Annotated in this window: 9 protein-coding genes; 3 read left to right on the forward strand and 6 right to left on the reverse strand. The window is 68.9% G+C overall.

Translation table 11 applies throughout. The features are described 5' to 3' along the window. Both KBI5_RS15225 and KBI5_RS15230 read left to right on the forward strand, forming a co-directional pair. A partial coding sequence (locus tag KBI5_RS15225; protein WP_116289932.1) for an NADH-ubiquinone oxidoreductase-F iron-sulfur binding region domain-containing protein occupies positions 1-1,261 on the forward strand: 1,261 nt, incomplete at its 5' end. A 57-nt stretch (positions 1,262-1,318) separates the two neighbouring features. Next, on the forward strand, positions 1,319-1,603 hold the full coding sequence (locus KBI5_RS15230; protein WP_011436985.1) for a ferredoxin: 285 nt from the start codon (positions 1,319-1,321) through the stop codon (positions 1,601-1,603). A gap of 79 nt (positions 1,604-1,682) precedes the next feature. Here the strand turns inward: KBI5_RS15230 and KBI5_RS15235 are convergent, their stop codons facing one another. From KBI5_RS15235 to KBI5_RS15260, 6 genes are all read right to left on the reverse strand, one after another. Further along, positions 1,683-3,224, reverse strand: a complete 1,542-nt coding sequence (locus tag KBI5_RS15235) for an alpha/beta hydrolase domain-containing protein (RefSeq protein WP_011436986.1) — start codon at positions 3,222-3,224, stop codon at positions 1,683-1,685. Between the two features lie 400 nt (positions 3,225-3,624). Beyond that, entirely contained in the window at positions 3,625-5,325 is a 1,701-nt protein-coding gene (locus KBI5_RS15240) for a metallophosphoesterase family protein (RefSeq protein WP_035734298.1), read from the reverse strand. Between the two features lie 346 nt (positions 5,326-5,671). After that, entirely contained in the window at positions 5,672-7,042 is a 1,371-nt protein-coding gene (locus KBI5_RS15245; RefSeq protein WP_085015609.1) for a Dyp-type peroxidase, read from the reverse strand. A 591-nt stretch (positions 7,043-7,633) separates the two neighbouring features. Next, complete coding sequence (locus tag KBI5_RS15250) at positions 7,634-8,848, reverse strand: FAD-dependent monooxygenase (protein WP_011436989.1); 1,215 nt, start codon at positions 8,846-8,848, stop codon at positions 7,634-7,636. 271 nt (positions 8,849-9,119) lie between these two features. Next, positions 9,120-9,302 (reverse strand): keywimysin-related RiPP, encoded by a 183-nt coding sequence (locus KBI5_RS15255; RefSeq protein ID WP_023841952.1) that lies wholly within the window; start codon positions 9,300-9,302, stop codon positions 9,120-9,122. A 314-nt stretch (positions 9,303-9,616) separates the two neighbouring features. Then, complete coding sequence (locus tag KBI5_RS15260; RefSeq protein WP_011436991.1) at positions 9,617-10,282, reverse strand: TetR family transcriptional regulator; 666 nt, start codon at positions 10,280-10,282, stop codon at positions 9,617-9,619. Positions 10,283-10,756: 474 nt separating this feature from the next. Between KBI5_RS15260 and hpnH the strand changes: the two genes are divergently transcribed. After that, positions 10,757-11,755 (forward strand): adenosyl-hopene transferase HpnH, encoded by a 999-nt coding sequence (hpnH, locus tag KBI5_RS15265; protein WP_011436992.1) that lies wholly within the window; start codon positions 10,757-10,759, stop codon positions 11,753-11,755. Positions 11,756-12,018: the final 263 nt, after the last annotated feature.

The raw sequence follows: 12,018 nt of genomic DNA on the forward strand, positions 1-12,018 counted from the left end.
CGGCGGACCCGGGCGGTTACTTCCGGAGATCCACGACTCCGGGCTGACCGGGCGGGGCGGCGCGGCCTTCCCCACCTGGCGGAAACTCGCCGCGAGCGCCGAGGGCACCTGCCTCGACGGCAGCCACTCCGGCAGCGCGCACCGGGGCAGCACGCACCGGGGCAGCCAGCACCGGAACGCCGGGCACCGAGCCGACCGGTACCGCAGCAGCGCGCACCCCGTGGTCGTCGCCAACGCCGCCGAAGGGGAACCCGAGAGCGCCAAGGACGTCACCCTGCTCACCGTGGCGCCCCACCTCGTCCTCGACGGCCTGCAGCTCGCCGCGGAGGCGGTCGGGGCCGATGACGCCTTCGTCTATCTCAAACCCGGTCCGGCGGTCACGGCGGTCCGGCGGGCGCTGGCCCAACGGCGGGCCGCGGGCTGGGACCGGTTCACCGTCCAGATCCGGGAGGCGCCGGAGACCTTCGTCGCCGGGGAGGCATCGGCCGTCATCGCAGCGCTGGAGGGAGGGGCGGCCCGGCCGCGCGCGCACTGGCAACCGCTCGCCGAGGCCGGTTTCCACGGCCGTCCGACCCTGGTGCAGAACGCCGAGACACTCGCGCACCTCGCGTTGATCGCCCGGTGGGGAGCCAGCTGGTTCCGCTCGGTCGGGACCGCCGAGGAACCGGGCACGTTCCTGGCCACCGTGACGGGAGCGGTCGCCGCGCCCGGTGTCGTCGAGGTGCCGTTCGGCACCCCGCTCGGCACTCTCGCGCAGCTCGCGGGCGGCTTCACCGAGCAGGTCGGGGCCTTCCGGGTCGGCGGTTACAGCGGTGCGTGGCTGCCCGGCGGCCCGGGAGCGACGATCGCGATGTCCCGGGCGGCGCTGGCGCCGTGGGGTGCCGCACCGGGCACCGGAGTGGTCGCCGTCCTCCCGGCCCGGGGCTGTGGGCTCGTCGAGACCGCGCGCATCGTCGGGTACCTGGCCGCGCAGAACGCTGGCCAGTGCGGGCCATGCGTCAGCGGGCTGCCCCAGCTTGCGGACGCCGTGGCCGGGATGGCCCGAACGGATGGCGGGTCCGGCGGCCCGGTGCAGGGGGCTGGCGATCCGGGACAGTCCGCCATCCGGGCGCTGCGCCTCGCCGCCCTGGTCGCCGGTCGCGGCGCGTGCCACCACCCGGACGGCGCGGCCCGCCTCGTGCACAGTGCGCTGCGCACGTTCGTCGACGATATCCGGGCGCACGCCGAGGGCCGCTGCCTCGGCTCGGCGTGCGCATCCTGACCACACCCATCCCGACCAGGCAACGTCGACGAAGAATCCACAGGGGAGACAGATGCCATGAACACCACAGATGCCATGAACACCACAAACGCCGGCGCGGCAGCCGGCCCGGCCCGGCTGTGGATCGACTGGACGGCGTGTGACGGCCGCGGCTGGTGTGTCGAGCTGCTACCCGAGCTGCTGACCCGCGATCCAGCGGGTTATCCGCTGGCTCGCGGGACGACCGGACAGTCGACCCGAAAAATCACCGTCTCCACGGAGCTGATCGAGCATGCTCGTCGGGCGGCGGATGCCTGTCCCCGGCTCGCGCTACACCTGCTCGCCGGCCAGGAACAGGGGTAGCCGGGCCCGGCGGCCGATGTCCGCTGTCTCGCTCGCTACGCTACCGCCGCATTACCACTTTGCTAAAGCCGCGCTACCGCTACCTGCCTGGGTAGCTGGCGGCCGCGAGGGCGAGGATCTCCTCACGGTCCTCGGCGAGCAGGAATCCGGTCGCGATCGCGTCGTCGGTGGCCCGGGTAAAAGCGGCGCGATAGTCCGCGGCGCCGGCGGGGTAACGGGCGGCGAGTGTGGCGGAATCCAGCGGCCGGGTGGAGCCGAAGATGGCGGAGGCGTCGGTGGGGTTCTGCCCCAGGCCGGACAGGACGGCGATGGGAACGTCGACCCAGGGAGTGCGCACGCCACCACGGGCGATGCCGTCCGCATCACGGAGAAGTACCGCTGGATCCGTCGCGGCGGTTAGCAGGTGGGGCGCGGACGGGGGCGCGACACCATAACGGATCCAGTCGTCCAGCGCGGCAATCGCGGCCTGGGCGACATAGTGCTGCTGCGGTCCGCTGTTGATCGCGGCGGTGAACGGGACGCCGAAAGGGGCGGCGCTGGGCACCAGAAGGCGTACCAGCTCCGCGGCAGGCAGCGCACCGTCGTCCCGGAAACCAGCCTTGAGCGTGTAGGTGTCGACGTGCGCCGCACCGGCGATCTCCCAGAGCCGAAACCGGTCGCTATCGGGTTGGCGGGCGCCCACGGCGCCAAGCACGCCGACGACGTCGGTCTCGCTCTGCACGACCATCACGGGCACCGCGACGTCCGTGCGCAGCCGGACATCCCCGGCCAGGGTCGGGCCGCCCCGACCGTCGAGGGACGCCGTGGTCCCCGGGCGGCCCTGGATCAGGTAACCGTCGAAACCGCCATGGCCACCGCCGGCGGCACGGCTCCTATCGCGGTCACCGCCGTCACCGTCCCGCGCCGCGATGGTGTTTACATAGGTCACCAGAAAGAACGCCGCCTGGGATGCGCCCACGGCGATCATCCGCGCCGGACGAAGGTGATCGAGGAGACCGCGACGCACGGTTTCCCCGGCCTGACGGAAGATGTCGAAGCTGTACGCGTCACCGGGATGGGACAGAATCGCGTAACGGGTGGGATCGGCGCTCTTAAGCGACGGCACGATCGGCCACCAACCGGTGCCGCGTTGCTCCCCGGCACCATCTTCGCCCGCATCGCCGCCGTCCGCAATACCGCCGTCCGCAACGGCCCTCGCTTCGACACCGGCCCCTTCGGCGGTGTCGATCCCATCGATGCCGATGCGTTGCGCCGACACCCCCACCCAGGCGAAACCGGCGCGGAGCAGATGCCGATGCGTCGTGAGCCATGCGGCGGCGGCGTCCATTCCGGCAGAGACGTTCAACCATTCCACGACGGCCGTGCCGTTGAAGGCGGTCGGGTCGGCAGGCCGGTAGACGATGAGACGGGTCCGAAACGGCGCCTGACCGGCGACCACCACGTCCCATCTGCCATCAGAGGTGATCGGACCCGTCGCGGCATAGGAGTCGGCGGTTCCGCTCACGAAGAACTCCTCCGCCAGATAGCCGATGGAGGCCAGATCGAAAGACGTCGAGATCAGGCTCGCCTGGCCGGCGATCGGCCCGTCGACTCGCACCGACGCCATCTCCATCAGCTCCATCGATTCGGTTCCTCTCGCGCTCGCCGCACGGATCCACGATCCATCGTGCCGCACGCGAGCGCATCGAACCGATGGCCGCCGTTGCTCAGATGTCATATTCCGGGGACTTTTGACCCGTGACCGGGACATAAATCACGATCCGATGGTCAGGAGCCTCGTGGTCCGCGCGGGCCTCGATGAGGCCGCGTGGAGAGGTGCCACCTCCGAGCCGGTGTGCGGTTTCACTCCGCGGGACGCGCCTGGCATGCCGCGGACCACACCGCACATCGAGAATGGGTACGGGTACGGCGCCATCGGGCCACTCGTTGGACCACCCGTTGGACCACCCGTCGGACCACTTTGCCCCGGCCGTGCGGCCCGCTCGTCCCTCGACGGCGGGCCGCACGTGCGCGGATGCGGCTCAGTGGCCGTGCGCAACGGCGCGGCGCAGGACCACCCGGTCGAACTCCTGACCATGCTCGTCCAGGCCCCGGATGGTCAGGGTGGAGTACCCGCCGGGCCGGCCCGGATCGGACTCGGCAGCCACGAAGGCGTAGTCGTCGAAACGGGTCCGCGACCAGTTGATGGACTCCGGTGCCTTCGTCCCGTCGGCCTGCCAGACATAGCTGTTCGGCACAACGTTCGAGCCCGGTACGATTTTTCCTCGGTAGGACTCCGGCTCACCGGTCTGGAACTGGTAGCGGGGCCGTCCCGCGCTGCCCGCGACGATGTAGGTGGTGCCGTCCTTCGCGGGTTCGATCGTCGAGCCGTCGGGCGCCTCGCGGGTCGGTGCGTTCGCGCGGATCGGGTCGGTGCGCTCGTACAGGTGGTTGTGACCCTGCAGCACGAGGTCGACCTGGTAACAGTCGAACAACGGCGCCCAGGCGCCGCGGACGCCGCCGTCGCTGGCGTGCTGCGCGGTCGTCGAATAGGCGCAGTGGTGGAAGAAACAGACGATGAAATCGATATCCGGGTCGTTCCGGTAGCCCTTCAGCGTGCTCTCGACCCAGGACGTCTGCGCACCGTTCGAATATCCGGTGTTCGCCTTGATCTCATAACTGAGGTCGTTGGCGTCCAGCGAGAGCACGGCCACGTTGCCGTGGACGAAGGAGTACACGCTCGGGCAGCCCTGAGGCCCCCCGCCTGGCAGGTCCAGGCGGGCGAGGTGGCCGCCGTAGCCGTGCGGGGAGTAGAGCGCCTCCATGTCATGGTTGCCGGTGGCGAACATCCACGGCGTGCGGGCACTGCTGACCTCGATGTCGGCCAGGTAGACGTCCCAGACGGTCGGGTCATAATTGTCGAAACCGGTAGGAGATACGCCGGCGGCCGTCCGCTTGGGCGGCCTTCCCTGACCCGATGGGTCCGCGTAGCTGATGTCCCCGGCGAGCAGGTGGAACACCGGGTCCTGGCGGGCGATGGCCGCGGTGACAGCCGACGCGTGGGCGACCATCGGGGCGTTGTCGGCCTTGTAGTAATTGTCATCGAACACACCTTTCGGATCGCCCGGCGGGGTGGTGTTCGAACCGTGGTCGCCCATCATCGTGAACCGGAACGGGCCGCCATGGCGTCCCTTCCGGTGTCCGGTGCGGACCGCCTGCACGGGGGTGGCTTCCCCACCGGGAATCCGGAAACGGTAGTAGTATTCCCGGCCCGGCGTCAGATTGTCGAACGCCGCGTGCACGTAGTACTGTTCGACGGCGAGAATCGAGCCGTCGGCCTGGGGGACCTGGGACAGCAGCGGTCGGATCTCCGCCTCGACCGTGCCGCCGAGACCGCGTCCCGGCCCGATATCGACCAGAACCTTGCCGCGGCCCGGGTTACGCGACAACTGCGCCGCCAGCCGAAGCTGCCGGGACGGATCGGCGCCGAAGGCGGTGTGCCTGCCGCCCACGAGCAGGGGACTGTCGTTCGTGGCGGCGTAGGCGGCCCGGCCGAACGGCGTGCCGAACAGGCTCGCCGCGCCGGCACCAGCCAGACCGCCGAGCAGAATCCCGCGTCGGCTGACCGGCCGCCGCCGGAGAAAGGTCTGGAGCCATTCGTACTGCTCGGCGATTGTCATGTCCTCGGCCATACCGGCCGGAACACCCGACGCCACCACTTCGCTGGGAGGACTCACAGGCATACCGCTGAAAGTAGGCCCGTCGCCTGTCGAATATTGCAAATACACGGTGGCGAACCACCGAAATATTTGTAAACATCGCGGGAGGACTTCCCTGGCCCTGGCGGAGTCAGCCTGCTGACGGGCATCAGCCTGCTCTATGATCATCCTGTTCCTGATTCCTGCCGGCAGCCGTGCCCAGTGCGCGGGTACGGCCCATGGTTGGGCCGTACCCGCTCGGGCATCCGCCAGGTATTCCCGAACGGGTATCTCCCGCGGGTGGCTCCGGCTGGCGTTTCCGTCAGCCGGAGCCACCCGCACGCAGGGCGCACTCAGCGCCGCTCAGCCGGCATCGTTCAGCCGGCATCGTTCAGCCGGCGCCGAAGAGCCCCTGCGCGAGAAAGCCGCCCGCGGGCGCCGCGGGCGGGACGGCGAACAGGGCACTGGAGGTGTGCCGGATGAAGGTGTTCAATGCGTCGCCGGCCGCGAGGGTCCGCTGCACCGCGACGAACGCCGTACGCGGGTCGGCCTGGTAGGCCGCGAAGAACAGGCCGGCGTCCGGCTCGCCGGCTGAGTCCAGGCCGTCGTCATAGGAGTAGCCGCGACGAAGCATGGCGATCCCACCGTGGAACGACGGGTGGGACAGCCGGACATGGGCGTTGCCGGCGATCGCGAGACTGCCGTCGGCGGCGCGGGCAGTGAAGTCCGGCTGGATGGTCTCAGCGCCGCCCTGCCCCACCGGCGGTGCCGAGAGCGCGGTACCGTCGGACTTACGGCGGCCGATGACCGCGCTCTGAGCCGTCTCGTCCAGCCGCGCCCAGGCATCGAGCAGCATGCGGATACGCCGGCAGACCAGGTAGGACCCGTCCCGCATCCATTCCGGCCCGCTGGACACCCACACCGCCCGGTCGAACCGCGGCGTGCCCGGTCCCGGGTTGTCCGTGCCGTCGATCTGCCCCATCAGGTTGCGTGGGGTGGACCCGGGGTTGAACGCGGCCGCCGCGGAACGAAGGAATCCCCGCTGGATCCAGYGGGGCCTGGCATCCTGAGCGGCGAGACGACGCATCTGCCGGGAAGCCGAGACCGCGACCATCGGATCCTCGGCGCAGACCTGCACGCCGAGATCCCCGCCACTGCGCGCCAGATCGAGCTGGTCACCGGGCATCGCGGGAATGTCCGCGAACTCCGCGGGTATCTGCGCGTCGAGACCGGCGCGGCGCAGCGCGGACGCGCCGAGCCCGATGGTGATCGTCAGCCCCGCCGGTCCGAGTCCCTGGGTGTCCCGCTCAGCGCCGTCGAGCGGCTCGCCTCGCATCAGCACCGCGGCGGCGGCCGTCCAGGTGCGCAGCACCGCGGCGAGGGATGTGCGGACCGCGGCCGGGCCGGACGTCGTCAGGTCGTAGGCGGTGAAGACGAGCTGCGCGGGAGGGCGGTCGGCGATTCCGGGCTGGTGACGGCCGTCGCCCACCACCCCGGCCAGCGCCTCACGACGGACCGCGGCGACGCGGTCCGTCCCGCCCGACTGGTCCTCCTGGGGACGTTCCGCGGCAACGGCGACACCGCCGTCGAGGGCCATGACTCCCCCGAGGCCTCCCCCGATCGCGATACCACCGCCGAAGCCGAGCAGCCCGGCGCCCCGCAGCACCCTGCGGCGGTGGGGACCGATCGGGCGGTTCTCCCGGACCGCATCCGTCGCATCGGCGACATCCGTTACATCGGCAGCGTCCACAATGTCCGACACGCCCGCCCTACCGGCTCTATTGGACATACCAGTTTCAGCCATACCGGTTCCATCCGTCCTGTCGCTCACGGGATCCATACCGGCGCCGCGGTGAGATCCGACATCATCCTCGGGCCGGCAATCCTCGGGCCGACGTCAGGGCGGCGATTGTCACCGGAGGACACCCGGGTGAGCCGTCCGGTGAGGTGTTCGCATGGATCATAGGGCAGTTCCGCGATGTCCGTGAGGTGCATGTCCCGCATAGTGACTGTCGAACCGCACTCAGCGCCGCCCATCCCGGGCCTAGAGACGTCGTGTCGTCGAACGTTTACACATAGATACAGAATGAAGCGGAAATGCCGAACGGCCTGCCAACGGGCGACACGAGGAACCGATCAGCGTGCGGGAACGACGACGTCACCGACGCGCGGGACCATGCCCGGCCYGGCGGATCTCACCGGTCGCAGAGGTTCGGGTCGCKGCCCCAGCCACGCAGCACGTTCTTCTCGATCTTTCCGGTGGAAATCTTCGGCAGCTCACGGAAGATGATCTGCCGTGGAGGGCGCCGTCAACCACCGCGGGGCGCTCGGCGAACGCCCCAGCCGACCTTGACTAACCCTCCGCGCTTCTCCGGGCGACGGGTTCGCCCCGGCGACGGGCCAAGCCCCACCGTGCACTCGAGTTCAGTCCGCGCAGCGCCCTGCGCACGGCCGGGTGCTGGCTGACACGGTGCACCGGGTAGCGCCACGGCGGCTGTTCGCCCTGGCGCGACGCCATCGAGTAGGCGAACGACACCGGATCCTGATCGAGGTATGGGTCCACCCGTTCGAACCAGGCCATGCTCGTCCGCGCCGCCGCCTGCAGAGGACCCAGGGCCGCCCGGCCCCGCCGGTCGAAATCTCGCAGCGCGGCCGGCAGATCGCCGCCGCTGTCGTACATGCTCTGCGCGAGCGCGACCGCATCGACGATCGCGAGCGCCGTGCCCGACCCGAAGGCGAAGTGCGTGGTGTGGGCGGCGTCACCGATCAACACGACGTTGTCGTGGTACCAGCTCCGATTGGTGACATCGGCGAAGCGCAGCCACCGCGCCGCCCGGCCGCGGCACTGGCTGATCAGCGGATGGCCGTCCAACGGACCAGAGAAGATCTTTTCCAGCATCCGCGGCGCGTCCTCAGCGCTCAGGAGATCAAGGCCGAGTCCCTTCCACGTCCGCTGGGAGCATTCCACGATGCAGGTGCTGACGCCGACGCTGGACGGATAGGCGTGGAACCAGATCCATCCCGCGGAGGTCCGTTCGAAGGCGAAGGTGAAGCTGTCGAAGCGCTTGTCGGTGCCGAGCCAGATGTACGGGTTACCGCCGATCTCGACCTTGGTACCGAAATCGTCCTGGGCCAGCTGGCGCACCCGGCTGTTCGCGCCGTCGGACGCCACGACGAGATCGGCGTCGGCATACGGGCGCAGGTCGTCCACCTCGTGCCGGTACTCCACCTCGACGCCGAGATCGGTAGCCCGCCGGGCGAGGATTTCGAGCAGCGCGGCCCGCTGCAGGCTGAAGCCGTAGCCGGTGAGATATGCCGCCGACGATCCGCCCAGACTGATCCGCTGTTCCTGCCAGAGAGTGGACGCAGCCCGCAGGGCACGAGCGCTGCCTGGGTCGTTGCGGAAAAGGACGTCCAGAAGGTTATCCCAGTACACGACCCCCCAGCCGTAGGTCGCCCCGGGCGGGTCGCGTTCGAGGACTATGATCTCCTGGCTGGCATCACGGCGTTTCGCCGAGATAGCGAAGTAAAGTCCTGCCGGTCCGCCCCCCACACAGACGATCCTCACCGCAGGTGCCTCCTCTGTGTTCCTCCTCGGCGTGACCCGGACGGCGGGTGGCAACGACCGTTCGCCGGCTCGTCACCACCGTCGCCCCGGAGAGGAGCACCGCCAGCGGATGTCGTGGTGCCCACTTGTCGGGTTGCCCGGTTTCCCCGCATTGTCGGGTTACCCCGCGTTGTCGGGTTTCCCGGTTTCCCCGCATTGTCGGATTTCCCGATTGTCGGGTTGACCGATCGTCAGATTGCTGGTCGGGTTGCTGGATTGTCGGGAGCCGGGATCACCAGCCACCCCAACGACCCCAGCCACCCCAACGACCCCAGCCACCCCAACGACCCCAGCCACCCCAGTGGCCCCAGCCGCCCCAGTGGCCCCAGCCCCAGCCCCAGCCCCCGAAGAAACCGGTGACCTGCCGGAACGAGCCCTCGGCCCGGAGCGTCGGTGCCTCATATGTTGCTTTCATGCCGGATTCCTCCGTCCGACTTCGACTTATTCGATCCATGTAACTCTCGGCGATCAAGACGACACCGTGGCTGCCGTCGGCGTCCCAGCTCCGACCTCCACTTACCGCCTGTGACCAACCATCTTCGATTCTGCCCCTTTGCTGTCCATTGCTGGTTCATCACTGGTTCGGTGGCACCGGCGGGAGTCGCGGTGGAGACGGGCGCCGATCAAGAAGATCATCGCCGTAGCCGGCCGAAGCCCCGACTCACGGGCCGGCAGCCGTCGAAGGTCCCACGCCGCATCGAAGGCGCCCTGCGGGGCCGGACGGGAGCGTTAGGCGACGTCGCGGTCGCGCGCGTCCTCGGGCAGCAGGGTGCGCAGGCCCAGAATGATGTTGGTGATCCCGAACTCGAAATCCTCCGGGACGGTGACGCCGGAAGGCTGCGCCGCCGCGGGGACCGCCGCGGCCGGATCCTCAGCCGGCCGCTCGGTGAGCAGGAAGCCCCGGGTGTATGTCGAGAGCGTGAAGAAAGCGTGCCAGGCCAGCGACGACGGGAATCCGGCATCCCGCAGCCCAGCCAGCAGTTCCGCCGCCCGCGGCCAGGAGGTGATGGTCTCCTGGTAGGTCAGACTACCGATACGACGTGCAATCAGGTCGCATTTCAGGTCGTCGACGGCGAGCAGCGCATAGAAATTTTTGAAGAACTCGCGGAGCACGTCCTCCCAGGCGTCACCGCGGAGGGCAGGCATGCTCTCATAGAAAGAGACGAGTGCTTCCTCGGCCATGGCATCGAGGAGTTCTCGCTTACTCTTGAAATACCAGTAGATGCTGGTGACACCGACGTCGAGATACGCGGCCAGGCGGGGCATGCTCAACTGATCTACCGGCGTGTCCCGACAAAACTCGAAGACGCCCGCCAGAATCCCCGGGGCATTGATGGATCCCCGAGCACGCCGCGACCGGGGGCGCTTCGAGCCCGTGTTCGCCGAGGGGGGCACGCGCTAGCCTCCGCATCGTGGGGATGGCCCGGGAACGGCCCCGCCGCCCAGGACCACACCGAGTATCCTACCGGATGGTTCTCCGGATGGCGTGAGACATCTGCCGCATCCGGCGGGTGCAGTGGTTGGCCCAGGGCCAGACGGCAGGATAGTCCAGACCACCACAAGGCCACCCCGCCGAAGGCCGGCCGGACCGTCCCGCCCGGCACACCACACGCCACCTCCGGCGCCGTCGCCCCGCCGCAATCCGCGCTCTTACCACCGCCCTCCCCATCACCCCCAACCCACCGACACCCCCCACCCGCCCAAACCGGACACCCACCTCAGTTCCACCCCACACCCACTCCGACCCACGCCGAATCCACCAGCTCAACACCACACACCTACACTGACCGGAACAGTCACTGACCGGAACAGTGCGGCATCGCGACTCCACCCACCAGGCGACCGAAGACCAACACCAGGAGGGTGAAAATGGCCATTCCGCGGCGCCAGGCAATCAGGATCGGCGCTTATCTCCTCAAACAGAAACTCGCCAGACGGGACAAGTTCCCGATCACCCTCGAACTCGAACCCCTGTTCGCATGTAACCTCGCCTGTGAGGGCTGCGGCAAGATCCAACATCCCGCGGACGTGCTGAAACAGCGCATGCCCGTCGAGCAGGCGCTCGCCGCCGTCGACGAGTGCGGCGCCCCCGTGGTGTGCCTGGCAGGCGGCGAACCGCTGATGCACCCGCAGATCGAGGACATCGTGGCAGGCCTGGTGAAACGTAAGAAGTTCATCTACCTGTGCACGAACGCCCTCCTGATCCCACGCAAGATCGACAAGCTGCGTCCGTCACCGTACCTGTCCTTCGCGGTACACATCGACGGCCTCGAGGAACGCCATGACAAGTCCGTGGCCAAGCCGGGCGTGTTCGCCCAGGCCGTGGACAACATCAAAGAGGCGCAGCGCCGCGGCTTCCGCGTCACCACGAACACCACGTTCTTCAACACCGACACCCCTCAGACCGTGATCGAGGTGTTGGACTTCCTCAACAACGACCTCAACGTCGACGGGATGATGCTCTCCCCCGCCTACGCCTACGAGAAAGCCCCCGACCAGGACAGCTTCCTCGGGGTCAAGGAAACCCAGGAACTGTTCCGCAAGGCGTTCGCCGACGGCCGCCGCAAGAACTGGCGGATCAGCCACTCCCCCCTGTTCCTGGACTTCCTCGAAGGCAAGATCGACTTCCCGTGCACGGCCTGGGGCATTCCGTCCTACTCCCTGTACGGCTGGCAGAAGCCGTGCTATCTGATGGGCGACGGCTACGCCAAGACCTACCAGGAACTCCTTGACACCACCGACTGGGAGGCCTACGGACGAGGCCGCGACCCACGCTGCGCGAACTGCATGGCACACTGCGGCTACGAACCGACCGCCCTCGCGGCGACCCTGTCCTCCCTGCGGGAATCCATCCGCGCGGCCCGCTGAGACCGGCCCCCGGACCACCGGCCAGTCCGGGAACACCGRCCAGCCCCGGGAAACGACCTCGGTGCCGGCGTCCACATCCTCCGGGCGGAGGGCGACGGCCGCCRCACCGAGGTCCTCCACCACCAGACACCCGGCTCAGATGTGCCGGGAAGGGYGGCATAAGCGGGATCCGACCCGAAACCGCATTATGATCCAATTATGACCACTGGCGCCCCGACGCTCACCCACCGTCCCCTCGCCGGTCCGACGTCGTGGGCCGCGGC

The organism is Frankia sp. KB5, from assembly GCF_002099325.1.
Taxonomy (GTDB): domain Bacteria; phylum Actinomycetota; class Actinomycetes; order Frankiales; family Frankiaceae; genus Frankia; species Frankia casuarinae.

Coding starts and splice junctions, on each gene's coding strand:
- KBI5_RS15230 (WP_011436985.1), top strand. CDS start 1,319: ATGAACACCACAGATGCCATGAACACCACAAACGCCGGCGCGGCAGCC.
- KBI5_RS15235 (WP_011436986.1), bottom strand. CDS start 3,224: ATGGAGCTGATGGAGATGGCGTCGGTGCGAGTCGACGGGCCGATCGCC.
- KBI5_RS15240 (WP_035734298.1), bottom strand. CDS start 5,325: ATGCCTGTGAGTCCTCCCAGCGAAGTGGTGGCGTCGGGTGTTCCGGCC.
- KBI5_RS15255 (WP_023841952.1), bottom strand. CDS start 9,302: ATGAAAGCAACATATGAGGCACCGACGCTCCGGGCCGAGGGCTCGTTC.
- hpnH (WP_011436992.1), top strand. CDS start 10,757: ATGGCCATTCCGCGGCGCCAGGCAATCAGGATCGGCGCTTATCTCCTC.